This window comes from Corallococcus sp. CA041A (assembly GCF_003612075.1).
Lineage (GTDB): Bacteria > Myxococcota > Myxococcia > Myxococcales > Myxococcaceae > Corallococcus > Corallococcus exiguus.
Window position 1 is genome coordinate 24,357 of sequence record NZ_RAWF01000013.1, and the last position, 26,369, is coordinate 50,725.

General features: G+C 67.7%; 20 protein-coding genes. 17 read left to right on the forward strand and 3 right to left on the reverse strand.

Annotated elements, in window-relative coordinates:
• Window positions 1-178: 178 nt before the first annotated feature.
• The 6 genes from D7V77_RS04320 to D7V77_RS04345 are packed head-to-tail and all read left to right on the forward strand — an operon-like array spanning window position 179 to window position 6,694.
• Window positions 179-1,072, forward strand: a complete 894-nt coding sequence (locus D7V77_RS04320) for an ATP-binding cassette domain-containing protein (protein WP_255424546.1) — start codon at window positions 179-181, stop codon at window positions 1,070-1,072.
• Window positions 1,069-1,878, forward strand: coding sequence for an ABC transporter permease (locus tag D7V77_RS04325; RefSeq protein WP_120574999.1), 810 nt, complete (start codon window positions 1,069-1,071; stop codon window positions 1,876-1,878). The genes D7V77_RS04320 and D7V77_RS04325 overlap by 4 nt, the downstream gene beginning before the upstream one ends.
• Window positions 1,865-3,115, forward strand: a complete 1,251-nt coding sequence (locus D7V77_RS04330; RefSeq protein ID WP_120575000.1) for an aminotransferase class I/II-fold pyridoxal phosphate-dependent enzyme — start codon at window positions 1,865-1,867, stop codon at window positions 3,113-3,115. Before D7V77_RS04325 ends, D7V77_RS04330 begins: the two co-directional genes overlap by 14 nt.
• Window positions 3,112-4,023, forward strand: a complete 912-nt coding sequence (locus tag D7V77_RS04335; RefSeq protein ID WP_120575001.1) for a nucleotidyltransferase domain-containing protein — start codon at window positions 3,112-3,114, stop codon at window positions 4,021-4,023. The genes D7V77_RS04330 and D7V77_RS04335 overlap by 4 nt, the downstream gene beginning before the upstream one ends.
• Window positions 4,020-5,708 carry an alpha-amylase family glycosyl hydrolase gene (locus D7V77_RS04340; RefSeq protein ID WP_120575002.1) on the forward strand — a complete coding sequence of 563 codons (1,689 nt, stop codon included), beginning with the start codon at window positions 4,020-4,022 and terminating at the stop codon, window positions 5,706-5,708. The genes D7V77_RS04335 and D7V77_RS04340 overlap by 4 nt, the downstream gene beginning before the upstream one ends.
• Window positions 5,705-6,694: a nucleoside-diphosphate kinase gene (locus tag D7V77_RS04345; protein WP_120575003.1), complete on the forward strand. Its 990-nt coding sequence runs from the start codon at window positions 5,705-5,707 to the stop codon at window positions 6,692-6,694. Before D7V77_RS04340 ends, D7V77_RS04345 begins: the two co-directional genes overlap by 4 nt.
• 5 nt (window positions 6,695-6,699) lie before the next feature.
• On the opposite strand, the gene D7V77_RS04350 is transcribed toward D7V77_RS04345, so the two are convergent.
• Window positions 6,700-7,488 (reverse strand): hypothetical protein, encoded by a 789-nt coding sequence (locus D7V77_RS04350; RefSeq protein ID WP_120575004.1) that lies wholly within the window; start codon window positions 7,486-7,488, stop codon window positions 6,700-6,702.
• A 188-nt stretch (window positions 7,489-7,676) separates the two neighbouring features.
• On the opposite strand from D7V77_RS04350, the gene D7V77_RS04355 reads away from it, so the two are divergent.
• From D7V77_RS04355 to D7V77_RS04370, 4 genes are all read left to right on the forward strand, one after another.
• A complete protein-coding gene (locus D7V77_RS04355) occupies window positions 7,677-10,316 on the forward strand; it encodes a PEP-utilizing enzyme (protein WP_126933154.1) in 2,640 nt (879 codons plus the stop codon).
• Window positions 10,309-10,938 (forward strand): gamma-glutamyl-gamma-aminobutyrate hydrolase family protein, encoded by a 630-nt coding sequence (locus tag D7V77_RS04360; RefSeq protein ID WP_120575006.1) that lies wholly within the window; start codon window positions 10,309-10,311, stop codon window positions 10,936-10,938. The genes D7V77_RS04355 and D7V77_RS04360 overlap by 8 nt, the downstream gene beginning before the upstream one ends.
• Complete coding sequence (locus D7V77_RS04365) at window positions 10,935-11,705, forward strand: NTP transferase domain-containing protein (RefSeq protein ID WP_158624314.1); 771 nt, start codon at window positions 10,935-10,937, stop codon at window positions 11,703-11,705. The genes D7V77_RS04360 and D7V77_RS04365 overlap by 4 nt, the downstream gene beginning before the upstream one ends.
• A gap of 286 nt (window positions 11,706-11,991) precedes the next feature.
• Window positions 11,992-12,993 (forward strand): PD40 domain-containing protein, encoded by a 1,002-nt coding sequence (locus D7V77_RS04370; protein WP_120575008.1) that lies wholly within the window; start codon window positions 11,992-11,994, stop codon window positions 12,991-12,993.
• Window positions 12,994-13,069: 76 nt separating this feature from the next.
• Here D7V77_RS04370 and D7V77_RS04375 read toward each other — a convergent pair whose 3' ends face one another.
• On the reverse strand, window positions 13,070-13,585 hold the full coding sequence (locus tag D7V77_RS04375) for a hypothetical protein (protein ID WP_120575009.1): 516 nt from the start codon (window positions 13,583-13,585) through the stop codon (window positions 13,070-13,072).
• Between the two features lie 1,161 nt (window positions 13,586-14,746).
• Between D7V77_RS04375 and D7V77_RS04390 the strand changes: the two genes are divergently transcribed.
• From D7V77_RS04390 to D7V77_RS04400, 3 genes are all read left to right on the forward strand, one after another.
• Window positions 14,747-16,159: a hypothetical protein gene (locus D7V77_RS04390; RefSeq protein ID WP_147451972.1), complete on the forward strand. Its 1,413-nt coding sequence runs from the start codon at window positions 14,747-14,749 to the stop codon at window positions 16,157-16,159.
• Between the two features lie 297 nt (window positions 16,160-16,456).
• Entirely contained in the window at window positions 16,457-17,704 is a 1,248-nt protein-coding gene (locus tag D7V77_RS04395) for a hypothetical protein (RefSeq protein WP_120575012.1), read from the forward strand.
• A 515-nt stretch (window positions 17,705-18,219) separates the two neighbouring features.
• A complete protein-coding gene (locus D7V77_RS04400; RefSeq protein ID WP_120575013.1) occupies window positions 18,220-19,548 on the forward strand; it encodes a DUF418 domain-containing protein in 1,329 nt (442 codons plus the stop codon).
• 1 nt (window position 19,549) lies between these two features.
• Here D7V77_RS04400 and D7V77_RS04405 read toward each other — a convergent pair whose 3' ends face one another.
• On the reverse strand, window positions 19,550-20,509 hold the full coding sequence (locus D7V77_RS04405) for a neprosin family prolyl endopeptidase (protein ID WP_158624315.1): 960 nt from the start codon (window positions 20,507-20,509) through the stop codon (window positions 19,550-19,552).
• Window positions 20,510-20,875: 366 nt separating this feature from the next.
• Here D7V77_RS04405 and D7V77_RS04410 point away from each other — a divergent pair, with 366 nt between their 5' ends.
• The 4 genes from D7V77_RS04410 to D7V77_RS04425 all read left to right on the forward strand — a co-directional run bounded on the left by D7V77_RS04410 (window position 20,876) and on the right by D7V77_RS04425 (window position 26,276).
• The gene (locus D7V77_RS04410; RefSeq protein ID WP_233596679.1) at window positions 20,876-21,469 is read left to right on the forward strand and encodes a hypothetical protein; all 594 of its coding nucleotides are present in this window, start codon (window positions 20,876-20,878) and stop codon (window positions 21,467-21,469) included.
• Window positions 21,470-21,477: 8 nt separating this feature from the next.
• Window positions 21,478-22,164 (forward strand): TVP38/TMEM64 family protein, encoded by a 687-nt coding sequence (locus tag D7V77_RS04415; protein WP_120575015.1) that lies wholly within the window; start codon window positions 21,478-21,480, stop codon window positions 22,162-22,164.
• A gap of 224 nt (window positions 22,165-22,388) precedes the next feature.
• Window positions 22,389-23,753, forward strand: coding sequence for a hypothetical protein (locus tag D7V77_RS04420; protein ID WP_147451973.1), 1,365 nt, complete (start codon window positions 22,389-22,391; stop codon window positions 23,751-23,753).
• Window positions 23,754-23,771: 18 nt separating this feature from the next.
• Window positions 23,772-26,276, forward strand: a complete 2,505-nt coding sequence (locus D7V77_RS04425; protein WP_120575017.1) for a hypothetical protein — start codon at window positions 23,772-23,774, stop codon at window positions 26,274-26,276.
• Window positions 26,277-26,369: the final 93 nt, after the last annotated feature.

Sequence of the window (26,369 nt, forward strand, 5' to 3'; positions counted from 1 at the left end):
TCCAGAATGAGGGCGCCGTGATGGGTTGCGTCCGCGTCATCTTCGACGCGACGTGCTGACGCTGGATGTCAGACCGCATCTGTAGAAGGTCATCCCGACGATGACCGACAAAATCACTTTTCCTGAAGAAACAGCATTTCAGGATCCAATCAAAACACCTGGGCGTCTTCGTCAGTCCATGGGGTCCGCGCACGGAACCGCCCTGCTCTCCGCGGAGCGGCTTTCCTTCGCATTCCCCCAGGGGACGCCCGTGCTTCGCGATGTCTCCCTTTGCTTGAAGGGGGGAACATCCGTGGGACTGCTCGGCGCCAATGGCGCGGGCAAGACGACGCTGCTCGGAGCGCTCACCGGCACCGTGCGGGGAACAACTGGCGGCTCGGTGCGGCTCGACGTGGGTGGGCTGCACGCCCGCCGCGCCATCGGGTTCGCGACGCAGGCCATCGCGCTCTATCCCGTGCTCACCGTGGAGGAGAACGTCGGGCACCTGGCCCTGCTGTTGTTGGGACGCGGGGAGGCGAAGGCCGCCGTCGAGCGGACCCTGGAGGAGTTCGCGCTGGGTCCCATTGCCCGCACGCGCGTGCATCACCTGTCGGGTGGTCAGCGGCGCCTCGTGCACCTGGCGGCGAGCTTCGTCCATGCGCCGCCCATCCGGTTGCTGGATGAGCCCACCGTCGCGCTCGACTTCGAGGCCCGCCAGTTGGTGGTGCGCCGCGTGCGCGCGTGGCGTGAGGAAGGCGCCGCGGTGCTCGTCACGGCGCACTACCCCGAGGACATCGAGGAGCTGTCCACGGAGCTGGTGCTGCTGCGGGACGGGAAGACTCGCGACCTGGGTGAACTGGGAACCGTGCTGTCGAACCAGGCTCGCACGCTGTCGCTGCGTGGCGCGCGTCCCGATGCTTCGTGGGAGCTCACGCTCGCCACCGGCACCATGGAGGAGGTCCGCTCGAAGCTGGGCGAGGTCCCCTCCGATGTCCACCTGTCCGAGCTGCGCCTGTCCGGCAACCGGCTCCGCGACATCCTGCTGAGGGACCCGTCCCTGAGCGCCTTCGCCCGGGAGGCGGAAGGGCCATGAATCACCACATCGCTTCCAGTACCCCATCCGCGCCCAGCGGCGTGGCTGGCTTTGTCAACGTGGTGCGTTGCTACGCGCTGACGGAGTGGCGGGTGCTCGCGCGAGAGCGCACGGCCATGGTGTTCATCTTCATCCTGCCCGCGGTGCTCTCCGCCATCCTGGGCCCGGGTGTGTCGGGGCTCGACGCGGCTCCGGGCGCCATGGGCCGGGCCACCATCGGCTTCGCGGTGATGTTCAGCTACATGGTGGTGACCTACTCAGGTCACGCGTTCTACCGGGACTTCTGGTACCACACCGACGGCAGGCAGGCGCTGGTCCGCCCCTCCCGGCTCGCGTTCGCCATGGGCAAGGTGCTGCCCGCTTGCGCGATGTCTTTCGTGCAGCTGCTGCTCTTCACCGGCTTCGCGGCGGTGTTCCTGGGCCTGCCGCTCAACGGCAACGTCCTCCAGGTCGCCCTCACCGGCGCGGCGCTGGTGACCAGCGGTTCGGCCCTGGGCTTCCTCCTCTTCGCCATCACGCGCAGCACCGCCACGCTCTCCAACCTCTCCTACCTGGTGCTGGTGACGTTCAGCGCGGTGGGTGGCGCCATCGTCGCCACCGAAGCGCTGCCGGGTTGGTCTCGCACGCTCGGCTACGCCACGCCTCACTACTGGGCCCTGCGTGCTCTCAACGAAGCCACCTTCGGCGCGGGCCGCTGGAGCGTCGTGCTCCAGAGCACCGCCGTCATCCTCACCTTCACCGCTGTCTGCGCGACCGCCGCGAGCCTGGCGTTCGACTTCCGGGACCAAAAACATGACACGACCTGAACAAGACACCGCGGGCCGCCCTCGGGCTCCCGTCATCCAGCGGCTGCTCGGGGACCCACGCGTGGCGCAGGCCCGTCTGGGCAAGCGCATTGGCCGCCTCCCCTACTTCACGCGCGTGGAGTCGGCCACCGGCCCCATCACCCGCATGGAGGGCCGGGACATCCTCAACTTCGGCTCCAACAACTACCTGGGGCTCGCGAACGACCCTCGTGTCATCGCCGCCGCGCAGGAGGCTTCCGCCCGCTGGGGCGCGGGTGTGACGGGCTCACGTCTGCTCAACGGCAACCTGACGCTCCACGAGGAGTTGGAGGAAGCCCTGCGGCGCTTCTATGGCCGCACCGGCGCCATGGTGTTCTCCACCGGCTACGGCGCCAACCTGGGCCTGATGAGCTCGCTGCTGGGCCGCAATGACCGCGCCTGGGTGGACGAGGAGATGCACGCCTCCGTCCTGGACGGCGTGTGGCTGGCTCGCGCGAACATGAAGCGCTTCGGCCACAACGACCCGGAGCACCTGCTGGCCCAGGCGAAGGACGACACCGCCTCCGGCCTGTGTGTTGTAGAGGGCGTCTACTCCATGCGCGGAGACCGGGCTCCGCTGCGCCGATTCCTGGAGGTGTGCCGCGAGACGCAGCTGGCGCTCGTCGTGGACGAGGCGCACGGCCTGGGCACGGTGGGCGCTCGGGGACTGGGCACCGTGGAAGAGGACGGCGTCGTCCAGGACGCGGACTTCATCACCATCACCTTCTCCAAGAGCCTGGGCTCTTGCGGCGGCGCCATCATCGGGGACAAGGCCCAGATTGAGGCGCTGCGCGTCCTCACGCGGCCCTTCCTCTTCACCGCCGCCAACACGCCGGCCTCCGTGGCCGCGGCCCTGTCCGCCCTGCGCATCCTCCGTGAGGACCCGGGGCTGGTGGCCCAATTGAAGGAACGGGTGCGCTCGCTGCGTGAGGCGCTGGTGGAGCGCGGGCTGCGGCCCATTCCGTCCGACGGTCCCATCGTCAGCGTGGAGGTGGGCGCGGACTTCGACACGCTCCAGGCGTGGAGGCTGCTGTGGAACCGGGGCATCTACGCCAACCCGGTCATCCATCCAGCGGTCCCGGCGGGCCACGGCCTGCTGCGCCTGAGCGTGATGCGAACCCATGAGGAGCAGATGGTGCGCACCGTCGCGGACGCGTGCGCGGACGTTTTCTCGGACTTGCAGCTGTCCCATCAGGGACGGGGGAAGGTGGCATCATGAAGCGCACGCATCAGCTTTCCAGTGGTCAACCGCTCACCATGCAGACGCTTCGCGCGCACGGCGTGGACGTCGAACGCATCCTGTCGGAGCTGGTCAGCGACCCCGCCTCGTGCGGCGTGCTGCTGACGGGTTCACTCGCGGCTGGCAATGGCACGCCGAGCTCGGACGTGGACCTGATGGTGCTGGTGCCGCACCGCACGTCGCTCATCTCCACGAAGGAGGGCGTGCGCTTCAAGAACAGCCGCTTCAGTGAAGCGCTCCAGTACTGCGACGGCATCGAGGTCAACATCGAGCTGGCGGAGCGCAGCCGCGTCGCGGAGATCATGACGTGGATGACGGCCATCGCGCCGGCGCTCTACAAGCCGTCCGAGCTGAAGTTCATCCCCATCATCGACGGCCCGGAGCTGCGCTTCCTGCACCGGCTGCGCGTGGGACTGCCGCTGATGAACCCGAGCCTGGTGGCGAGCTGGCGGGATGAGTTCCTGGTGGAGCTGCTGCCCACCTACCTCACCGTGCGGCACTTCATGGAGGTCCACGAGTACCTGGAGGACGCCATCAGCCACCGCGCCATCAGCGAGGAGTCCAGCCGGCACGTGGCGCGCATCGCGGTGGAGGAGGCGCTGGTCTCCATCCTCGCGGCCCTCGGGATAACAAGCGCGGCGCGCAAGTGGCTGCTCATCGAGTCGCGCAAGGCGATGGCCACCGCGGGCGAGGTGGACCGGGGCCTGCTCGAGGAAGGGCTCTTGCTGCACGCGGACTGCGCGACGGGCCCGCTGGGCGGATGCCTCACGCGCATCGAAGCGCTCCACCAGCGCATGGCCCAACGCATGTCGGCGGAGCCGGAGCTGGCGCGCGCGGTGGAGTTCCTCCAGGGCAGCATCGACTACGTCCTCGAGCACCAGGGATGAGCGCCTCCGGATACACGGCCCACCCGGTCCTCGCCCCCGCGAGGGCGCGGCTGGGGGACGCACTGGGACAGCTCTACGGGGCGGAGCGCGCGGAGGCGCTCGTCCGGGAGCTGGCCCAGGCGGCGGAGGGCATCCGCGCGTGCCCGCGGCCCGGGCGCGCGGCGGTGGACGCGCGGCCCGCGGTCATCGCCGTGTATCCGGACCACGTGCTCGACGGGGGCATGGCTCCCCTCGCGGCGCTGCGGCGCTTCCTCGAAGAAGAGGTGGGCGGCGTGGGGCCGGCGCTGCTGCATGTGCTCCCGCCCTATGTGTCGGACGGGGATGACGGCTTCGCGGTGGTGGACCACCGGGCCGTGCATCCGCGCCTGGGGGCGTGGGAGGACCTGGAGCGGCTGTCTGAGGTGAGCGGCGGGCTGATGCTCGACCTGGTGATGAACCACGTGTCCACGTCGCACCCGGCGTTCCGGGACGTGCTGCGCGGGGAGGGACGGCCCGGGGACTTCCACCTCTTCTCCGAGCCGCGGGACATCGACTGGGGCACGCGGGTGCGGACCTCCTCCATCCTCCAGCGCTTCGGCGCGGTCTGGGCGTGGTGCACGTACGGGCGCGCGCAGGTGGACCTGAACCACGGTTCGCCAGACGTCTTCCTGTCCATGGCGGGCACGCTGCTGCGGCTGGTGGAGGCGGGTGCGCGGGTCGTGCGTCTGGATGCCATTCCTCACGTGTGGAAGCGCGTTCCTGGAGGGCCTCACCAGCCGGAAGCGAAGCTGCTGGTGCGAGCGCTGCGCGCCGTGGCCGACCTGGTGGACCCGTCGGTGCGCCTGCTCGCGGAGACGGACCACCGCACGGGCGAGCGGTGCTACCTGGGCGAGGAGCTGGCGCAGCACGACAACCACCTCGCGGTGCCGCTGCTCGTCTTCGCGGCGGCGCTCGCGGGCGAAGGCGGTCCGCTGGTGGACTGGGTGAACGCGTCCGCGGCCGATGCCCACGGCCGCGACGGCTACGCCTTCCTCCAGACGCATGACGGCGTGCACCTGCGTCCCATGGATCCGCCGCTGGATGCTCCCACCCTCCGGCGGGTGATGGAGCGGATGGAGCGTGCCGGGGTCCGGGTGTCACACGCGGACGTGGGGGGGAAATCCCAGCCGTACGAACTCAACAGCTCGCTGCACCGCATCTTCTCCACGGAGGCAGGGCTCGACGTCGAGCGATACCTGGCCGCGCACGCGCTGCTCTTCGCGCTCCCCGCCACTCCCTGCCTCTACTTCCCCACGCTGTTCGGGTTGCCGGACGCGGTGGGTGTCGAGCCCTCCAATCCTCGCGCCGCGAACCGGCACCGGTACTCGGATGGAGCCCTGCGTGCGTTGGTCCGACAGCCGGTACACGCGCGCATCCTGAAGTCCCTGCTGGGCCTCATCCGCCTGCGCGACCGGACGCCCGCGCTGAGGGAGGACAGCGGCTGCGAGGCGCGGCTGCCAGCGCCCCAGGTCGTGCATCTGACGCGAGGCCATGGCCGTCAGCCCTTGCACGTGTTGGTGAACTTCGGCGTGGGGCCCGTGTCCGTCCCCGTGCCGTTGCGGAAGTGGACGGACCTGCTCGGCGGGCGTCAGGGCCAGGGGGAGGTCCTGCTCGCGCCTTCAGAAGCGCTGTGGCTCGTGGAAGCCGGAAGTGGAGACCTCACATGAGAAACGTTGCCAGTGTGTCCGGCCTCGTGGAGGCCTTCGGCTCGCGTCCGGGGAGCGAGGAGTTCGTCTTCACGTTCTTCGACCCGTACGCCATCGGGCTCGGGCTCGCGGAGGAGGCGCTCGCGTTCCTGGAGCACGAGGGCTTCCGCGTCGTGGACCGGCGCTTCGTCCAATACACGCAGAGCAGCATCGAGGCGGTGTACAGCCCCAACCGCCCCATCGCGCTCGACAAGACGTGGGCCGTGCCTGGCGAGGTGTACCTGCTGGAGTCCTCCTGCGCGCTCATCCTCCGCACCCCGAGCCGGTCCGCCTGCGCGGCCTTCAAGTCGCTCAAGGGGTCGGCGGATCCGAACAAGCGCTCACCGCACCACCTGCGCAGCCGGCTCCAGGCCCCGACGCGCGCGCTGAGCCTCATGCACTCCTCGGACGACACGCGCGCCATGATTGAAGAGGCCGCCACGGCCTTTGATCCCCGTGAACTGCGAATGCTCCTGGAGTCGGAAGGTCGCCCCACCCTGCGCGCGAACTCCGCCATCCAGCAGTTGCCAGGGGCCGTCGTGGGGCGTACGTGGCGACCTTCGCCCCTGGAGTTCCTGGTCCACCTCCGCCTGCGCCTCGCGGAAGAAGTGGAGCTCGTCGCTCCCTTCCCCGAGGAGCTGGTCTCGCCGTGGCGCGAGGCAGCGAACGAGCTGGAGGGACTCCGCTCCGAGCCCCCGGCGTCCCGCGAGGTGTACCTGCGCGTCGTGGCCCGTGAGGCGGCGCTGGTGAACGATGCGGTCCAGGCAGGGCTTTCACATCCGCGCCGGCCCGGGATGTTCGACTACCGCGTGGAGCCGGCGCTCGTCGCCACGGTGCTGGAGCTGCTCCACCACCCGGCGCTGTACCGCGAGACGGACCTCACGCGGATCATCGGTCCGCTGGGGGCGCTGGTCCGCAACGCCTACGAGCGCGTGCTCCTGCGCAGCGCGCTCCAGGAGTTCGAATGAACCCCTCACCCCGCCAGCGGCACGCGTTCGAGCACCCGACTCTTGAGGATGAGGTCGTCGTGCGTGCGCAGGATGGAGAGTTCGGTCACGTCGAGCTCCACGATGGTCGTCTCGCGGAAGCGCCGCAGCACGCCGAAGAGCTCGTCCGCCTCGTGCACGTCCAGCTCGGAGTTGAAGCGCAGGTGGTCCATCAACTGGAGACAGCCGATGTAGAAGCCCGGGTGGAGCGAATGGCCCAGGCGCGTCTGGACCTCGGTGAGGTGGTCCACGGGGTTCGGGCCGTCCGTCAGCTCCGGGTAGACGGGGAAGTAGATGCGGCCGTTCTTCTTGCCCCAGAGCCAGCCGCCCTTCACCTGGATGCGGAAGCGGGGGAAGCCCTCCAGCCGCTGCTTCACGAAGGGCACGATGTCCGCGATGGGCATCCGTTCATGCAGCCCGTTGCAGATGGTGAAGTGGTGTCTGTATTTGCGCCGCTCGACGATGTCCCAGGCGATCTTCCGCGCCGCGGCGGTCATCGCCACGGCGTTCATGAAGCGGTTGAACTGGGGGCTCTGCGCGAAGGCGCCGAAGTCCACGAAGCCCACCAGCGAGACGCGGGGCGCGCGGTAGGTGCCCAGCCAGTCGTAGCCGGCCTTGAGGTCGAACGGCACGACCTCCGGGTGGTCCGGCCGCACCAGCGGCAGCTGCATCAAGCGGTACTCGTAGGAGAGGACATGGTCCTCGGACGGGCGGGGCTGAAGCTCATTGCCCGCGCGGCGGTACGCCAGCCGCTCATCCGTGGCGAAGGTTCTCATGCATCGAATCCACCACACGTGGGCAGAGGCCACAATGCGATGCCGCGCACGCGCCATGCACCACGTCCGCTCGTGCGAGGTCGCCCGTGACAGCCCTGGAATGCGAAGTCGAGACGTTTCGCCCTACCCCTCCGATTGGAACTCCTCCTGACTGCCGCATCCGCGGCGTAGGCCCCGTGCACGCCTCCATGCGGACCTGGGCCGAGCGCGTCCTGGGCACGCTCGCCCAGACGTACGACGGCGTGCCGCTGACGCTCGCGTTCAAGGGAACAGTGCTCCCGCGTCCGCGCGCGCTCCGCGTGTTGCTCGATGAGGCCTCCGCCGTCATCGCGACCTGGCGGGGAGAGTGCCGATTCATCGTCGGAAGGACCCAGGCGGTGCGTGAGGCGCTGGAGGGATGGGACCTGGACGAGGTGGCGGACCGGCTTGCCCAGGCCGGAGACGTGGCGCGCTTCGAGATGGAAGACGACGAGGTCTCCAGCGAGCCCCAGGCCCCCGTAGGCCGGCTCGTGCTGGGGGACAAGGCGCGCACGCTCGACATCCTGTCGGAGCTGCACGGGCCGTGGCGCGTCTCCCGGCCGCACATCGTGTGGAGCGGGGACTGGGCCCAGGACCGGGACGCCGTGCTCCAACGTGTGCGGGAGCGCTTCGGGAACGTGCGCATCGTGGTGCGCTCCTCCTGCTCCGCGGAGGATGCGTGGACCGCGTCGAACGCGGGACGCTTCCTCTCCGTGCTCGACGTGGACGCGGGCGATGCCGTGGCCGTGAGCGGCGCCATTTCGGACGTGTTCGATTCGTATGGCCCGGGGGCACGGGAAGAGAAGGTCTTCCTCCAGTCCTACGTCCACCCCGTGAGCGAAAGCGGCGTGCTGATGGCGCGGCACCCGGAGACGCTGGCCTCGTACTGGGTGGTGGCGTCGGACGTCTCCAGCGGGCGCACGGATCAGATTACGTCCGGCGCCCTGGAGAAGCCCTCCTCCGCGTACGTGGAGCACGGCGTGCCCCGGGGCCTGTTGCCGAACTCGCTCCGTCGCGTCGTCACCGTGGGGCGTGAGCTGGTGAAGCTCGTTGGCGTGGAGGCGCTGGACATCGAGTTCGCGCTGGCAGGCGGTGACTTCCACCTCCTCCAGGTGCGTCCCATCGCCAAGGGTTCGTCGCTGCCAGAGGGAGGCGAGGTCCGCCGGGCGATGCTGCTGGCGGATGCCTGCACGGCGCACCAGGCGCTACTGCGGCCCAAGGCCCCCGTCGTCGGAGACGGTCCCGTCTACAGCACGATGACGGACTGGAACCCGGCGGAGATGATTGGCCGGCGTCCGCTTCCGCTCGCGCGGACGCTCTACGGCAGGCTGATCACGGACCAGACCTGGGCGGAGCAGCGCGCGGCCTACGGGTACCGCGACCTGCGCGGCACTCCCCTGCTGCGCGACTTCGCGGGGCACGCCTATGTGGACGTGCGCGCGTCGCTCAACTCCTTCATCCCGGCCGTCACCCCGGCGCGCGTGGCGGAGGTCCTGGTCTCCCAGCAACTGGCCCGGCTGGCCAGCGCCCCCGAGCTGCATGACAAGGTGGAGTTCGAGATCGCGGACACGTGCGCGAGCCTCGGCCTGCGCGAGCGGCTCCGGAGGCTCTATGCGTCCTCGTTGGATGCAGGCGAGCTGGATGCCCTGGCCACCGCGCTGCGGGACATCACGCTCCACGGGCTTCGCGACCTGCCCGCGCAGGTGGAGCAGGTGCAGCGGCTGCGGGCCGAACCGTTCGCGCCGGGCTTCGATGGCGGGCTCGGTCCCGTCCTCGCGCGCCTGCGCAAGCTGGGCACCCTGCCCTTCGCGCATCTGGCACGGACGGCGTTCGTGGTGACCGCGCTGCTCAAGAGCTTCGTTCGCGAGGGCGTGATGAATTCGAGCGAGCAGCGCGAGGTGCTCCAGCGCATCCGGACGGTGGCGGGCCAGCTGCAAGCGGACGCGTTCCGCGTGCGGCGGGGCGAGCTGGGCCTGGAGGCGCTCGTCGCGGAGTTCGGGCACCTGCGCCCCGGGACCTATGACATCCGGGTGCCACGCTATGGCGCGGATCCGGAGCGCTACCTCGGCCCGCTCATCTCCGGAGCGGAGGAACCGTTCAGGCACGAAGCCCCCTTGTCCCTGAGCCTCCACGAGCGCCTGGGCGCGGGCCTCCGGAGCGCCGGCCTGTCGATGACCAGCGAGGTGTTTCTCGCGCACCTGGGCGCGGGCATCGCGGGGCGCGAGTACGGCAAGCACGTGTTCACGAAGACGCTGAGTGGCGTGCTCGAACACCTCGCGGAGTGGGGCGAGCCGCTGGGGCTGAGCCGGGATGATTTGGCGCACCTGTCGCTGGAGCAGGTGGAGACCGCCCTGGCGCTGCCGCCACTCGAAGCCCGGTCGTGGTGCCGCGACGCCGTGGAGGAGGCTCGCGAGCATGCCGCCGCCGTCACCCTCATCGAACTGCCGGACATCCTGACGCGCGCGTCGCACTTGCTCTTCCACGTGAGCAGTGGAGAGCAGCCCCTGTTCGTCACCAAGGCGTGCGTGCGCGCGCCGGTGCTGGTCGCGGACGGGCTGCCAGACCCGGAGCGCGTGCGCGGCAACATCGTGCTGCTGGAGCGCGCCGACCCCGGCTACGACGGGCTGCTCGCGCTGGGCGTCGCAGGCATCGTCACGGCGTACGGAGGCGCGAACTCGCACATGGCGGTGCGTTGCACCGAGCTGCAGCTGCCCGCCGCCATTGGCGTGGGCCGGGAGCAGTTCCGGCGGCTGTCAGGTGGGCGGGTGATGACGCTGGACTGCGGGGGGCGCAGGCTCGTCCATGAGTGAGCGCCGCGTGGCACTCATCACCCAGCGCAGCGACCGTGTCTCGGGGCGTCCGGAGGTGCGGGATGGGCTCGAGGACTCCTGGGCTTCGGGCCTGTGGGGGGCCGGCTGGGTGCCGTTCCCCGTGGTCAACGTGGCCGCCGCTGCCGTGGCCCAGTTCGAAGCCCTCCGTCCGGGGCTCGTCATCCTGAGTGGAGGCAACGACGCTCCTGGAACGGGACCGGATTCCGTTCCCGCGCGCGACGAGACGGAGTCCGTCCTGTTGTCGCTCGCCGCCCGGACGCGGACGCCGGTGCTGGGCGTGTGCCGGGGCGCGCAGATGCTCGCGCGCTTCGCGGGGATGCGGCTCGTGCCTGTCGAAGGCCACGTGCGCGTGCGCCACGCGCTGACGGGTCCACTCGCCAATGCGTGGCGGGGCCCGGCGGAGGTGGCGAGCTTCCACCACTGGAGCGTGGCGGAGGACTCCATGCCTGACGGATGGGACGTCCTCGCGCGCTCGGAGGACGGCGCGGTGGAGGCCTTCGCGAACTGGGAGCGGCGCTCGCTGGGCGTCCTCTGGCACCCCGAGCGGGCGCCCCACCACCTTCACTCGGTCCTCGAATCCATGGAGGCGTACGAACCGTGAAAGCCATCATCCTTGCAGCGGGCCTGGGCACCCGCATGGGGCCGCTCGCGGCGAACCGGCCGAAGTGCCTGGTGGAGCTGGCGGGAGCCCCGCTGCTCGACCATCAGCTGGCCGTCTACGCGCATTTCGGCGTGGACGTCACGGTGATGGCCGGCGCGTATCCCGAGCTGACCAAGGCGGGCCGCAACGTGCGCGTCGTGGTGAACCCGGCCTACACCACCGGCAACATGGTCTCCACGCTGCGCTTCAGCCTGCCGGTGGTGTCCCGCACGGAGCCAGTCCTCGTCTCCTATGGGGACATCGTCTTCTCGCACGAGGTGTTGGGGCGGATGCTCGCCGCGTCCCGGGATGTCGAAGTCGCCATCGACATGCAGTGGCGCCGCCTCTGGGAGCTGCGGATGGAGGACCCCACGACGGACTGCGAGTCGTTGCGCCTGGAAGGCGAGCGCATCGTGGACATCGGCTCGCGGGTGCGTTCGGTGGAGGAGGTGCAGGGGCAATACATCGGGCTGCTGCGGTTCGGGCCCGGAGTCCTGCACGCGCTCCTGGAGCGCTTCGACCAGCGCGTGGCGAAGGACCCGCGCTACTGGAACATCTCCATGACGGCCTTCCTCCAGGACGTCATCTCCGACGGCGTGGCGGTCCACGCCGTGCCCATCGCATCCGGCTGGCTGGAGGCGGACAACGCGGAGGACCTGCGCCGCTACACGGAGGCCCACGCCTCGGGAGCGCTGGCGGGCTTCTGGTCCCCCACGGCCGTCAGATGAGGCGCACCCTGGGGTCCCCAGGCGTCCTGGAGCAGGTCCACGGCCGGCAAACCCAGCCGGCAACGGCAACTCTTGCCAGCCCGAAGCGCCGGATCGCGGCAAGACTTGCCGTCCTCGCAGGTTGCTCCAGGGGAAGCGGCCTGGAACGTGGATTGGCCCTGCCCTTGCTCTGTCGACGGCATGTCCGCCCTTCCGTCCCGGTCCGCCTGGGCCCCCCCTTCCAGGGTGAGCCTCGCGAGGCCGGGGCCAGGACGGCGAACCTGAAACACAGCTGGGAGCCAGTGCCATGATGATGGGAAGAAGCTGCATCCTTGGAGCAGTCCTGCTGACGGCCGCGTGTGGTGTCTCCGACCCTGAACAGGAGGTCGCGGAGGACGATGTCACGGCGAAGACGTGCCTCCCCAACTGCCCACCGCCGACGAAGATCGCCTTCGCGTCAAACCGGGGAAGCGACCCCGCCCACCCCATCAACACCTACGACATCTTCGTGATGGGCACCGATGGCACCGTTTTGAACCGCCTCACGAACGACCTCGTGATGGACCGGCGCCCCAAACTCAACAAGGCGCGCACCCAGGTGGTCTGGCAGCGCGCCTACGGCCAGACGTATCCGTACTTTGGCGACTTCGAGATCGTCACCGCCAACATCGACGGCAGCAACATGCAGCGGCTCACGAACTGGGAAGGTGATGACGAACAGCCCGCCTTCAGCCCCGACGGGACGCGCATCGTCTTCGTCCACTGCACCTCCCGGTGCAGCCTCTACTTGATGGACGCCAACGGCCAGCACCTGGCCCTCCTGGCCACGGACCTGCAAGGCGCCGGCAGCTACATCACGCCGAGCTTCAGCCCCGATGGCCTGCAGGTCGTATTCGGCTACGAGGCGCTGAGCACGTCGGACATTCCCTTCCGGGGCATCTACCGCATCAACGTGGATGGGACGGGCCTGGTGAGGCTGAACGAAGGCCCGTCCAACTGGACCTCGTTCTTCCCGGTCTACAACGCGGCGGGGACGAAGATTGCCTTCACCGCGAGCATCTCGGTGCAGAGCCTGTACGAGCGGGACCTCTACTCCATGAACGCGGACGGGACGGGGCTGGTCGCGCTGCAGAACGGGCCGGAGGACGACCAATGCCCGGCCTACAGTCCTACTGCGGATACCCTGGTGTTCGAACGCTTCACGAACAGCGCGAGCAGTGGCGAAATCTTCATGCGGTCCGTCAACGGCACCCTGACCAACCTGACGAACACCGTGAGCGCGAACGACGTCGAACCGTCCTGGCAGTAATGGAAGCCCGGTGAAACGGCGCGCCCACCCGCCAGGTGGGCGCGCCAGCGTGAAGGCGGCCGCATCCATGCCGCGGTCAGATGAGGCGCACCCGAGGGTCCCCGGCATCCTGGAGCAGCGAGAAGCCAGCGCGGTAGCGCTCCTGGATGTCGGGCACGGAGGTCAGCGCGCGGACTGCCGCGTCCCAGTCCGGCCAGGTGAGGTGCTCCGAGCGGACAGCGTCGCTGAAGGGCGTGTCGTCCGTGAGGTGGAAGTGCACCTGCCCCACGTCCTGCCGAGGCCCCGCGTTGACGAGCACCGACGCGGGGGTCCGCTGCCGTGCTCCGGCGATGAGCGCGAAGAGGCCCGTGCGAAGCCCGGCATGGCGCGGGTGCGCCAGGGCGAAGACGTCCGGCACTCCCCGCAGGGGAACGGCGATGTGATGGAAGGTGCCGTAGACGGGACGCGGGTGCCGGTAGATGGCGGCCTGCTCCGAGCGGTCCACGGAGGTGAGGGGCAGGAGCCGGTCCGCGTGCGCGAAGCCGAAGCGCACCAGGGAGCCGGAGGCAGGGGTGCGCGCCATCCGGAACGCCAGCTGTTTCAGGGTTGCCATGAACGTCCTTCGCTCGGTGCCAGTCGAAGGAAGCTTGCCCTCGCGGTCTGACAGCCTGCTCCGGTGGTTCTACCCCAGGCGGGATGCTCAAGGTCCCTGGAGCACCTCGTACAACGGGACGCCGCACGCAGGGCGCTGGACGTGTGGGCCCGCGCGAGGTGTGACGGCAGGCGCCGGGTGCTGGCGTACGTGAACGAGGCAGGAGGGGTGCGAGCGATTCTAGAGCACCTGGGCCTGCCCACGGCAGGTGCGAGGCTCTCCCCTGCGCGCGGACCCCTCCAAGCCGCAGGGTGTTGAAGCTCAAGCCGCCAGGGCCCAGAGAGCCAGGCCCCTGCCGCGCACCTCATGAGCGGGCGGCCAGGGCCAGCGTGTACCCCAAGGGGCTCAAGCCGCTCCTCCACCCGCCTGGCTCACACTGCTTGAGCGACCCCGTCCGCGGCCCTCCGCGGCACCTCCGCTCCTGCCCTCACCCTCCACATGGCCTCTATCCCGCCTATACGCAAAGACAGGCAGCGCGGGATTGGCGAGGCCGTAGACAAGGACGCCCCTGCTGCTGCTGGCCACGCTGCGTGTCCCGGAAGCGGAGCGGCTCGTCGTACAACGTGCTCGTGCCTCCGTCACTCCGGAGCTGGAAGCCGACAGGGCCGGTGCTGATGAGGGTGCCCCCGTCCTCCAGGCGTCGCTCATCCCGGGTGTTGGCCAGACAGATGCCCTCCTCGGGAAGCATGGCGAGCGCCGCCGGGGCGCAATTCGAGACATCGAAGCGGGACAGCTCCTCGCAGGCCCTGCTGGACGCGTCCCGCGAATCGAAGCCGCACGGCGCGAAGGGGTCCCGGCCCCCCAATCTCCGTGCTCCTCCAATTCGGTGTACGTGCCGCCCCAGACAAAGGGGCCGGCATCCGGGGTCCCCGCGTCGAAGGAGGGGCGTGGGGGCGTGTCCTCGCAGCCGGGAGGGAGCTGGGGGTCGACATACACTTGCACGTCAAAACGCATCAGGTGTTCGAGCCCTGGAGCCCAGGCGCGCCTTCCGTCTGACTTTGTGGATTATTCCAGCCAGACGATTTCTATCGCACTGGAAGGCAACAAGCCTTTGCTTGGGGCCGGCTTTTATTCCGTGCTAGACAATGACCCGCAGTGAAAAATGCTTCGCCGGGGGAATTCATGAAAAACAGTTTGCGTGTCATTGGAGTGACCCAGGTCCTTGGGTTGCTCTCCTCGCTCCTCGTGGCTTGCAATCCCGCGGCCGAGCCCTTCCCGGACATGGAAGTCGTGGCAGTGGACTCACGGCAGGATGAACTCTATGGCAATCCCGCCGGTTATTGGCCCACGAACGCCGCGGGCTTCACCGACGTCCCCGTTTGTTGGACCACGGCAGGCTGGAACTCGGAGAAGACGTGGGTGAGGCAGATCGTCGAGGCGCAGTGGGACACGAACAGCAGTTTGCGTTTCACGGGTTGGGGCGACTGCGACATCCTTACTCCTGCTCAGGCCATCCGCATCCAGGTGGATGAGAGCGGCCCGCGCTCCATCGTCGGCCGCTCGAACAGCAGCCCCAGCATGTGGCTCAACTTCAACTTCGCCAGTTGGAGCCACGTCTGCAACGACGGTGTTGATGACGCATCGTTGCCGGGAGATGACCGCGAATATTGCATCCGCGGCGTCGCCCTGCACGAGTTCGGCCACGCCCTGGGCTTCTGGCATGAGCAGGACTCTCCGGGCAATCAACCCAACACGCCGGGCTACTGCGACAACACCATCGTTCAGCAGGCCAATGGCGAGGTCATCACCGCGTACGACCCTCTCTCGACCATGAACTACTGCGCCGCGTGGGGCCGGCCGACCTTGAGCGCCCTGGACATTCAGGGCTTGCGCCAGGTTTATGGCGTGTCTCCCGTCGAGTTCCAGTTCCAGCATTACGCGTTCCCCTCCACGTGCACCCTGGTCAACGAGCCGGGCGATTCCCACGGCTGGAATGACAATTACCTCTGCACCGCGGGTCAGGAGGGGGTGAGCTGGTCCTATGCGGGACCCATCGCGGGCCAGCGCTGCACCCTGATCAACGAGCTCCTCGACCCCGATGGCTGGAATGACAACTACCTCTGCGTGCCCACCTACAGCCCCCTGCAGTTCGTCTGGTCCTCGTTGCTCCCGATCCCCTTGATGCGCTGCACGCAGTGGAATGAGCCGGGCGACCCCGACTCCTGGAACAACAACTACCTGTGTTACACGCAGCGGTTCGCGTTCTCCCCCGCGGGGAAGATCGCGGGTACCACCTGCGTCTCGGTCAACGAGCCGGCCGACCCGAATGGCTGGAATGACAACTTCCTGTGCTCCGAGGTGGACGAAGGCGTGCGTTTCAGCAACGCGGGGCCTATCGCTGGCATGCGGTGCACGCTCGTTGACGAGCCCAGCGACCCCAACACCTGGAACAACAATTACGTCTGCGTGCCCAACCTCAGCCTGCTCAACTTCCAGTGGTCCAGCGCAGGCCCCATCTCTGGGAAGACCTGCATCGCGTGGAACGAGCCCGCGGATTCCGCTCACGGCTGGAACAACAACTATCTCTGCTACTGAGCGCCGCTCCGAGTCAGCCACCTGAGCCTCAGGAGCTACGAGTATCAGGTGTATGGCTTTCGCATGGGCGGTGTGAACAACGTGCCCGGTAGTCACCATCCCACATGCCTGGAAGTCGCACTCCACCGCCGGGCCCCGCGTCAGGGGGGCTCCGGCGGCTCCGCATCAGCAGCAAATAGAGCCCGATTCCTGAAAATCGTCCTATTCACGTAAATAATGAATAGCCAAAAAATCCAGTGGATAGCAAGTACGGGGTGATTGGTGCGCTGCCAATCCTTTGCGAACAAAGGGAATTCCATGTCCAAGCTTCATCAAACGCTGCTGACCGCTTCCGTCGCGCTCCTGGGGTTGAACGGGTGTGGTGGCACGGAGCTTCCGGAGCCGGAGTTGGCCACCGCCCAGCAGGGCATGCAGGTGGCGGCGGCCATCCCGCTGCCGATCCCCGCTTGCGCGGGCGCGCTGGACACGGATGGCGACGGCGTCTGTGACCTGGTGGAGACGCTGCTGGGCACCAACCCCAACAACCCCGACACGGATGGGGACCGGCTCAACGACTACGCGGAGTCGTTCGGCTTCGGCGGCGGCCTGGACCTGACGGCCCTCGGCGCGAACGCGCGCAAGAAGGACATCTTCATCGAGGTGGACTACTACCCGGGACAGCAGCCGACCCAGGCGATGCTGAACCGTGTCATCACGGCCTTCTCCAAGGCGCCGGTGTCCAACCCGGATGGCTCCACGGGCATCACGTTGCACCTGGTGGTGGACCAGCAGATCACCGCGGCGGACGCGGACCTGGACCTGAGCCCCGTCTGGACGGACTTCGACGTCATCAAGGGCAAGTACTTCGCCGCGAACCGCGCGCCCTACTTCCACTACATGCTGTTCGCGAACCGGTACGGCGGTGGCAACTCCAGCGGCATCTCGCGCGGCATCCCCGCGCATGACTTCGTGGTGACGCTGGGCTTCGCCGCCGGCATCACGGAGCTGCAACTGGCCGGCACCCTGATGCACGAGCTGGGGCACAACATCGGCCTGCGCCACGGCGGCAACGACGATTCGAACTACAAGCCCAACTACCTGAGCATCATGAACTACGAGTACCAGTTCTATGGCTTCGGCATTGGCGGCCTGAACAACGTGCTCGACTACTCGCGCGTGCAGGTGGCCTCCTTCAACGAGCAGAGCGTCAACGAGGTCTCCGGGTTCGCGCCCGTCGCCCCCACCACCGAAGCGGACCTCGCGAAGATCAGCGGGCTTCGATTCAACGACGCCCAGGTCACGGGCAACGCGAGCACCAACACCGACTTCAACAACAATGGGAGCATCCAGGCCGCGGCCTATGTCCGGGACTTCAACCGCAACGGCTTCGCCGACGTGTTCCCCGCGTCTCAGAACGACTGGACGGCGCTCGCGTATGACGGCGGCGGGCAGATTGGCTTCGCCACGTCGGGCCTCACCCAGGACCTGGGCCGCGAGGAGCTGTTCCTCGTCGCCCCGGAGAAGATGGAGCCCTGCCTCACCGTGGACGCGCGCGACGCCCGGTAGTCCCTGTCGCTCCGGCTGAACCTTCGCATTCCGCCGCCGGGTCCTCCATCACGGGGGGCCCGGCGGGCGTGTCTCCGGCCCCCTGACGCCGCGCGTTCGTTCCCCCCCCCATGTCCCCTGGGGCCTGAGCTCAAGACCGGCGTCCGCGCGTGCCGGGCCCACGTCGCTTTTGCGTGCGCGGGCCCCGACTCCTCAGCCGGGTGTCCCCAGGCAGGTAGGTTCCAGCTGCTGGCCCTGCGCCGACCAGGTGATTCTGGCCCAGGTGGGGCCGACGAACTCCTCGTCGAAGCCTCCTTCGCCGAGCGACCTTCATGACGCGCGACGTGCTCGCGTCGAAGTGGCCGCTGCGCGAACCGACTCGAGAAGGCTGAACTCCTTTGCGCGCCAGCACCGCCCGCCAGAGAGGTTCGTCCTCGCGCGCCCCCAAGGACACGCCTCCCTGACGCGAAGTCCGTGTGACGCGCTCGTTCGGAATACTGGAAGGCAGCTTCACGTTGCCCACCCTTTCTCCGAGCATGCCCACAGTTCCATCCGAGGCCTCGTCCCCCAGTGCCGAGGCCCGTCCCGTGGATTCCAGCGAGCGGCTGGCGCTGCTCGACACACTGCGTGGTTTCGCCCTGTGCGGCGTGTTCATCTCCAACGTGATGGTGTGGTTCAGCGGGAGGGTATTCCTGCCGCGAGAGCAGACCCTCGCGGCGCTGAACAACGCGTCGCTCGCCGACACCGTCGCCTGGCAGGCGTTCTCGTTCCTGGTGGCCGGGAAGTTCATCACCCTCTTCTCGTTCCTCTTCGGCCTTGGCTTCGCGGTGCAGATGGGCCGCGCCGAGGCGCGAGGGACCTCCATCACGCCGCTCTATGTCCGGCGGCTGGGGGTGATGCTGGTGATGGGGCTCTCCCACCTGTTCCTCATCTGGTACGGCGACATCCTCAGCACCTACGCGGTGCTGGGATTCGGCCTGCTCCTGTTCCGGGGGCGCTCGGAGCGAACGCTGCTCATCTGCGCCCTGCTGTTCGCCCTGGGGTGGTCCGTCGTCGGCGTGGCCATCCTCAAGCTCCCGCAGCTGATGGCGGACACGCCGGAGGCCGGCGCGGCCATCGCCAAGGCGGCCACCGAGAAGTCCGCGGCCATCAAGGCGCAGACGCTCGCGGCCTACGCCAGCGGGAGCTGGCTGGACGTGACGAAGGCGACCTTCCACTTCTTCTTCCGCGACTACTTCCCGCTACTGCTGGCCATCACGCTCTCGACGTTTGGCCGGTTCCTGCTGGGCCTGCTGGCGGGGAAGCGCCGCATCTTCCACGACGTGCCCCAGCACCTGGGGCTGTTCCGCAAAATCCTCGGCTGGGGTCTCGTCGCGGGGGTGGTTGGCAGCGGCAGCGGCCTGGTGCTGCAACAGCTCATGCTGAAGCAGGTCTTCACGCCGGAGACACTGCCGGCGTGGGTGTCCTTCGCCATGGCGCCGCTGCGGAACCTGGGCGAGCTGGGCTTCGCGGCCGTCTACGTGTCCAGCATCACCCTGCTCTTCCAGCGGGCCACCTGGCAGCGAGCGCTGGGTCTGCTCGCGCCGGTGGGCCGCATGGCGCTGACGAACTACCTGTCACAGTCGATCATCAGCGTGCTGTTCTTCTACGGCTACGGACTGGGCTTCATCACGAAGCTGGGCCCCGCGGCGTGCATGGCGTACTGCCTGGCCATCTTCTGCGTCCAGGGGGTGTGGAGCCACCTGTGGCTGGCCAGGTTCCGCTTCGGCCCCGCCGAGTGGGTGTGGCGGTCGCTGACGTATGGAAAGGCCCAGCCGATGCGCCGGGATGACGGCTCGGACCAACGCACCACGGCGCCGGCATAGCTCAGCCGCCGCCGTTCCCGCCGAACTCCATATACGAGCCATTCCAATACGAGAGGGAGTAATACGCGGCGTTGGTCTGGAAAGGCCAGCCGTCGGTGACGTAGGTGCAGTTGGGGCCCGCGGTGTGAATGCACATCCCCTGCATGTACGCGGTGCCGAAGGTCCCGGAGAACTGTCCCGTGCCCATGTCGGTGAGCGGCGGGACCCGGCTCTGCGCCGAGTAGACCTCGCCGTAGAAGTGCGCCATGTCGCCAGAAGTGAACTGGCCATTCCAGAGCGTGCCGGGGAAGTAGCCGACCCAGGCATCGTTGAACCAGATCCACCAGTTGCCGTTGTCATAGCGGATGTACTGCTGGACCGAGTACCCGTAATAGCTGGAGAGCGGCATCCCGGGCCCGTAGACGCCGTGGACCTGGACGAACCCGGCGGCGTCGTTGAACTGGCCGTAGCTCCACTGGGAGATCATCAGTCGCGGGAAGGCGTCCCAGAACTTCCGCAGGCCCATCTCCACCAGGTGATAGTTGGCGCCACGGACGATGGACATCTGGGACGTCACCATGTCGCTCTGGTCGTACACCGCCGGGTTGGAGAACAGGATGGACGCTCCAACGCCGCTCTGGCTCAACGCGTCCGTGGGCTTCATCACTCCGGCGTACCAGTACGACCCTGCCAGCGACTTCATGGCGGCCGGGCCAGATAACGGCGGACCGGCCTTGCGCGTCCGAAGCTCCGCCTGCGCGTAGATCGGCACCTGGCCCGGGGGACAGACGGCGCGAACACGGGGGGCGAACGCGGCCTTCTCCACGCTGGGGGGAGGCGGAGGCACGGCGGCGCGTGCGGCCTCCGTCATCGCCTCGCAGCGGTACTCCCCAGGCGCGAGCGCGAGCTCCACCTCCGACGTATCGGCGACGGCCTCCGGGCGAACCTCGCTCGCAGGCTCGCCACATCCGATGAAAAACATTGACAGCAACAAGCCAGCTCTCGACATGGACGGTTCCTTTCGTACATCGACACCGGCCATCTTCTCTTCTGACTCTGACATGCGGCCTGCCGTCATCCAGGTGTGGCTCCGGACCGGGTGGACCCGGGCCGCGGTTTCTCCTGACCCGGCCTTGACGACGGCGCCGGCCAGACGTGGATGTCTTTCGCTCATGAAGACAGCCAGAGTGAAAACATCCAGGAAGAATCGGGGGGATGGAATGACAAATCTGTCGTACAGGGGTCGATGATGACCGCCAGGGGCGAATTCAAGACATGGCCTGGATGCGCCTGCTCTGTTCGGGCAACATGGCCAGCCTTCTCCCCGCGGTCGCATCCCTGGTGCCTGATGACACGCCTTGGCCTTCCGCAGCGCCTCCTGGTGTTCGCGATCCTGATGGGAGGCGGCTTCTCGGTCGCGGAGGAGGCCCCGGTGGGCGTCGCGGAGGACCGGCGGGACGAGCCTCCGCGCAACTACGGCAACCTGCGCGCCGGAGCGTCCACCTCCGGCCGGCGTCCCAGCATCTGTCTGGAGTTGTCTCCACTGGCGCGGCTCGGCGTGGAGGCCTGCGGCACGGGTTCGGGGTTCCTCCACCGCGACCCGGAACCGGAGATCGCCCACTTCCGCGCCAATCTGACGCTCACCTCCTTCAAGACGCGCATCGGCTGGCTCCAGCCCCGGTTGAGCGCCGGCTTCGCCGAGCTGCAGATTGGCGAGGACAGCTCGGGCTTCGACTTCGGGGGCTCCGGCCCCACCGGCGTGGAGACCGCCGGCCCCGAGGTGGGCGCGTCCCTCCGGGCCCTGCTGCCCATCTCCTCCGGCTTTGAGTTCGTGGGGGAGCTGGGGTTCAGCGCCGCGTACTTCAACGCCGCGCCGCAGTTGATCAGACCGCAGGCCCGCTTCCAGCCGAGCGCCTCGTTCACGCTCGGCGTTGGATTCTGAGCCGCACCATGACCCTGGCGAGCCCTGGAACGAAGCGCGCGGCGGTGGGCTGGAGCCTCTGCGTCTGCGTGGTGCTGGCGGCCATCCTCGTTCCCTTCCTCCTCTTCGGCGAGCAACTGGAGGCCGCCACCCAATCCTTCCTGGAGGCGCGTCCACCCGACTGGCAGGTGGCGCTCGTGCTGGGAGGGTTGCTGGCGGGGGACATCGTCCTGCCGGTGCCCTCCAGCCTCGTCGGCACGGCGTCCGGGGCGCTGCTGGGCTTCTGGGGCGGCCTGACGGCCTGCTGGGTGGGAATGATGGTGGGCTGTGGTTGGGGCTACCTGCTGGGCGCCAGGGGCGGCGAGGCGGCGTTGCGACGCACCCTGGGTCCGGTGGAACTCCAACGCCTGTCACGTCTGGCCGAACGCCGGGGTGCCTGGTTGCTGATTGCATTGCGCGGCGTGCCCATGCTGGCGGAGTCCTCCGTCCTCTTCGCTGGCGCCAGCCGCATGCCTCTGGGGAGTTTCCTCGGAGCCTGCGCGCTCTCCAATCTGGGCGTCTGCGCCACCTACGCGGCGGTGGGGGCGTACTCGGCGCGACTCGGGTCATTCCTGACATTGTTCTTGGGCATGGTTTTACTGCCTGGACTCGCGCTCTGGCTGGTGCGGCGCTTTCTACCCGGGCGTCCCGCAACCCAGACATCGCCAATGGACTGACAGCGGACTTTGCCGCCCCAGCACGAATTTCAGCCAAGACCGTTTTTAGTCTGTTTAGCCCTCGACGGCTTCTCCCCCGCAGCGATTAAACTCTTGCGCCCAAGCCCGGCGTCTCGTCGGGCTCAACCGCATGGGGGAGATTGCCTTTGTCCGACAAACCGCGCGTCCTGCTCGCCGTGGCACTGGGTGCCACCGGCCTCCTGGCCTGCCCAACGACGTCGCTCATGGATTCGGGCCCCCCCGTCCCCAAGGCGACGGCGCTCGAAGCCAATGACTGCCCGGCGGACGTGGCCTGGCTCAACAGCTCCACCCTCCCCAGCGAAGTGCCGGGGAACAAGACCATCTGCAACTTCGAGCAGTTCATGTGGCAGAGCATGCTCGCGCTCGTCCAGCCCGCCAGCGGCAAGCCCGACATGGTGCAGTTCGAGACGTGGATGCCGTCCTACGGCATCTTCATCAAGGACGGGGTGCCGACGGCCTGGGGCCAGGAGCCGCCTGTCTCCTGCACCAACGCCGTGAAGCCCACGGCGGGTGGCAAGCCGCCCCGCCTCTACACCGACATCATCAAGCAGGCCGGCGCGGATCAGCCGCTGATCGACCTGAAGGGCGAGTTCGTCTACTACGGCATGTCCGTCAACCAGAGCACCTACACGATGCTGACGTCCTGTCAGCTCTACCAGGCGAACTGCGCGGGTCAGCTCAAGCCCGGGAACAACGGCATCGACATCATCAAGAAGTATCCGAACCTCGCGTACCCGGACACGGCCGTCGAGCTGAAGACGAGCTGGATGGTGCTCGACGAGGCGACGGCCAGCTCGGGCCTCTTCTATGTGGTTCCCGGCCTCATCCAGGTCAAGGACAGCCCCTGCCGGCAGGTGAACCTGGGACTGACCGGCATGCACATCGTGTCCAAGACGCCCAGCTTCCCGGCGATGATCTGGGCCACGTTCGAGCACCGCAACAACGCGCCCGACTGTAGCAACCTCTCCGCGGCGCCTCCGCTCGGAGGAACGTGGAACTTCTACAACCCGGCCTGCACCGACTGCGTGACCAACACCTATCAGCCGGGCAAGCCCGCCCAGGTCTGCCGCATGCACCCGCAGGGGGACTCGGCCATCGGCACCTTCCCCGGCGGCGTCGACTGTAGCGTCAATCCCAATCAGTTCGCCTGTCAGGACAAGACCCGCACGATGCTCGCCCAGAGCACCCAGGCGCTCAACGCCATCAACAGCAGCGTCCAGGCGTTGATCCAGGCCAACCCCGGCCGCATCAACAAGGTCTGGGCCAACTACGAGCTCGTCGGCAACGTGTGGACCGTCAACGGCACGGTCCCGCCCTATCTGCAAGCGCAGCAGGGTTCGCTGTCCGCCGCGAACACCTCCATGGAGACCTTCGTCCAGAACGGCGTCGCGGCGATGACCAATCCCTACAGCTGCTTGAGCTGCCACGACATGTCGGGCCCCACCGGAAGCCAGAACCTGCCGCCCGCGGGATTGAGCCACCTGTTCGACGAAGTCCAGATGCCCGGCGGGTGCACGAACGGCTCGCTTCCCGCCGCGTGCGCCCCCTACATCGGCAGCGGCAACTAGACCCCCGAGGAGACCTCCATGAGCTACCTTGATACGCCTCGCATCAACTTCTCCGGTTCGTTCCAGGCTTCGCCGGCCACCATCAACAACACGCCCAACAACTACAACCCGGCGAACTACAACGAGGACTCGCTCAAGCCCAACAACATCGAGCTCTACTGGGAGCCCAAGGGCGACAGCATCTTCGACCTGCTCGACTGCAAGGTGACCACCGTCGAGCTGCCCGGCGGCGGCAGCGACTCCCTCATGGGAGCCGGGGTGAGCGCCCTGTACATGGGGTCTCCGCCCAAGCTGGTGGACCTGGATCCCATGCAGCAGAACGGCAGTGAAATCTGGGGCTTCAACGTCATCATCGGTGACATCAGCGGCGCCAATGTCCAGGGCGTGTTCACGCCGGTTGCATTCAACGGCATCTGGATGAATTCGCAGGACCCAAACACCCCCAGGAGCTCCGCGAGCGGCTCCGCCGCCTATCAATCCACGCTCACGAACCTGAAGTGGAACGTCGGCAATTCGGCGGTCCTCCAGGCACTGCAGAAGGCGTCCCCCCACCGCCTGTCCATCCGCCTGGTGGTCAGCGCCCACAACAACGCCCCGTACCTCTTCGCCTTCAACTCCGCCACCTTCCAGGCGATGCAGGCACAGGGGGTCCCCGCCGCCATCGTGGACAAACTCGCGATCCTCCAGGACTACGTGATGAACGTGGACAAAGATGGCAAGCCGGTGGAGCCGGGACGGGGCTACATCCCCACGCAGATGTACGTCAGCTCCCTGCTGGAGCAGTTGCTGGGCCAGGCCACGGCTCAACAGTACGGGCCCACCATCCTGGCGGTGACCCAGCAGCCCTACCATCCGTGGATCAACTACACCACCAAGGAGCCCCTGCCCCAGCAGCCGCTCTTCAACTTCAATTACGGCAAGCTCGTTGGCTCCGTGGGCCCCTGTCTGGATGACGAGCCCACCTTCGCCGTGCCCGCGCGCACCCTGGCGCAGATCCCGCACCCGCGTCCGGCCGTGAAAGCGTGGTGGGCCCTGGCGCAGCTCAACCTGGACTCCACGCCCTCGTTGACGCTCGACCTGGGCAATTCATTGCCCGTCCAGTGGCCGGGCCGTTCGCTCTGGACGGAGAAGCTGGGGACACTGTCGCTCGCGTACTACACGGGCTCCGGTGACTCGAAGACGTACACGACCATCGTCCCGTCGATTGACTACAGCAATCCCGATTTCATCGACAAGCAGTCCGGGATGCTGGTCGTCACGAACTTTGGCGGTGTCGATCCCAAGAGCCTCGCGAACCTGCCGCTCGCGCTCCGGAGCACGACCGGCACTGGCACCGATGCCGTGACGCTGACCCTGCTGGAGGAGAACTCCGAGGGTTTGAGCCTGCGCGCGGATCAGTTCATCTACCGCATGAACCCGGGCATGCAGACCACGCCTGGCTTCCAGCTCGGGGAGACCAACACCCTCAACCTCTACGTGCGCAAGTTCGGCCGCATCGAGGGGACGGAGCAATGGAAGATCGCCCTGAACACCCTCACCCCGACCGAAGCGGCCGACTACACCCTGAACACACTGGGCACTCAGGGCACCAATGGCATCAGCGAGAAGAACATCTCGACCCCCGAGAACATCCTGGCGCTCTCCCCGAATGTCGTGAGCGTCACCGGAGGCAAGGCCACCGTCACCCTCACCGCGGCGGATCCAAAGAATCCCCGCGTCTACGTGGACGGGCAGGTCTACTTCACCCGGTACACCTTCAGTCCCACGGTCGCTGACTACAAGCAGGACCCCAACGACCTGGTCAGCGTTCAGATCTACCAGCAGACCCCCATCACGGGCACGCCGACGTGGGTCAATGGGATTGGAGACATCCTGCGGCAGTACGGCATGCTCTATCCCGTCATGGGCCGCTTCCAGCTGTGGACCTATGACGGCATCATCAACAACCGCGAGAAGATCGCGCGGGTGCTCGGCCTGGACATCAGCCAGCCGCTGCACATGCCGGTGAGCCGCGACCTGTCCGCCATCAAGCTCAAGCTCATCCTGGATTGGTTCAACGCGGGCATGCCCTACGGACCCATGGGCCCCGAGGGCGGTTCGGGGACGGCCTGGGACAACCTGCCGGCGGTCAGCGGATGGGGGCCCATGACGAGCCTCCTGGTGCGCTCGGGCGACATCATCGACGCCATCCAGCCAAGCTATGGCTCCAACGCCGCGCCCTACCAGGGCGGCCCTGGAGGGAACGCGCACACGCTCGACCTCACGGACGACGGCATCGTGTCGATGACGGGCTACACGGGCACGTACTTCGGCATGACGCAGATTGCCCAGGTCACGTTCAAGACGGCGCGGGGCAAGACCTACGGCCCCTACGGGACGATGGCGAACGTGTCTGGCGCGAAGCCCTACTCGCTCGTCGTGCCCACCGGAAGCGCGATCCGGTCCTTCTTCGGAACGACGGTCGTGCACTCGGGCGGAACGAAGTACATCGCCTCGCTCGGCGGCAACGTGCAGTTGCTCTGAACAAGGGACTGCTACCGCCGTGACTCGCGGCGGGCCTGATGCGTGGGCCCGCCGTGGGTGTCGTGATTCCGGTAGCCCCCAAGAATGCCTCCC

What these genes read in the sequence shown, in the direction of transcription:
- D7V77_RS04335 (WP_120575001.1), top strand. Translation starts at nt 3,112, where the DNA reads ATGAAGCGCACGCATCAGCTTTCCAGTGGTCAACCGCTCACCATGCAG.
- D7V77_RS04345 (WP_120575003.1), top strand. Translation starts at nt 5,705, where the DNA reads ATGAGAAACGTTGCCAGTGTGTCCGGCCTCGTGGAGGCCTTCGGCTCG.
- D7V77_RS04320 (WP_255424546.1), top strand. Translation starts at nt 179, where the DNA reads ATGGGGTCCGCGCACGGAACCGCCCTGCTCTCCGCGGAGCGGCTTTCC.
- D7V77_RS04405 (WP_158624315.1), bottom strand. Translation starts at nt 20,509, where the DNA reads ATGTTTTTCATCGGATGTGGCGAGCCTGCGAGCGAGGTTCGCCCGGAG.
- D7V77_RS04415 (WP_120575015.1), top strand. Translation starts at nt 21,478, where the DNA reads ATGACCCTGGCGAGCCCTGGAACGAAGCGCGCGGCGGTGGGCTGGAGC.
- D7V77_RS04350 (WP_120575004.1), bottom strand. Translation starts at nt 7,488, where the DNA reads ATGAGAACCTTCGCCACGGATGAGCGGCTGGCGTACCGCCGCGCGGGC.
- D7V77_RS04340 (WP_120575002.1), top strand. Translation starts at nt 4,020, where the DNA reads ATGAGCGCCTCCGGATACACGGCCCACCCGGTCCTCGCCCCCGCGAGG.
- D7V77_RS04390 (WP_147451972.1), top strand. Translation starts at nt 14,747, where the DNA reads ATGAAAAACAGTTTGCGTGTCATTGGAGTGACCCAGGTCCTTGGGTTG.
- D7V77_RS04425 (WP_120575017.1), top strand. Translation starts at nt 23,772, where the DNA reads ATGAGCTACCTTGATACGCCTCGCATCAACTTCTCCGGTTCGTTCCAG.
- D7V77_RS04355 (WP_126933154.1), top strand. Translation starts at nt 7,677, where the DNA reads ATGCGGACCTGGGCCGAGCGCGTCCTGGGCACGCTCGCCCAGACGTAC.
- D7V77_RS04400 (WP_120575013.1), top strand. Translation starts at nt 18,220, where the DNA reads ATGCCCACAGTTCCATCCGAGGCCTCGTCCCCCAGTGCCGAGGCCCGT.
- D7V77_RS04420 (WP_147451973.1), top strand. Translation starts at nt 22,389, where the DNA reads ATGGATTCGGGCCCCCCCGTCCCCAAGGCGACGGCGCTCGAAGCCAAT.
- D7V77_RS04330 (WP_120575000.1), top strand. Translation starts at nt 1,865, where the DNA reads ATGACACGACCTGAACAAGACACCGCGGGCCGCCCTCGGGCTCCCGTC.
- D7V77_RS04360 (WP_120575006.1), top strand. Translation starts at nt 10,309, where the DNA reads ATGAGTGAGCGCCGCGTGGCACTCATCACCCAGCGCAGCGACCGTGTC.
- D7V77_RS04410 (WP_233596679.1), top strand. Translation starts at nt 20,876, where the DNA reads ATGACACGCCTTGGCCTTCCGCAGCGCCTCCTGGTGTTCGCGATCCTG.
- D7V77_RS04370 (WP_120575008.1), top strand. Translation starts at nt 11,992, where the DNA reads ATGATGATGGGAAGAAGCTGCATCCTTGGAGCAGTCCTGCTGACGGCC.
- D7V77_RS04325 (WP_120574999.1), top strand. Translation starts at nt 1,069, where the DNA reads ATGAATCACCACATCGCTTCCAGTACCCCATCCGCGCCCAGCGGCGTG.
- D7V77_RS04375 (WP_120575009.1), bottom strand. Translation starts at nt 13,585, where the DNA reads ATGGCAACCCTGAAACAGCTGGCGTTCCGGATGGCGCGCACCCCTGCC.
- D7V77_RS04395 (WP_120575012.1), top strand. Translation starts at nt 16,457, where the DNA reads ATGTCCAAGCTTCATCAAACGCTGCTGACCGCTTCCGTCGCGCTCCTG.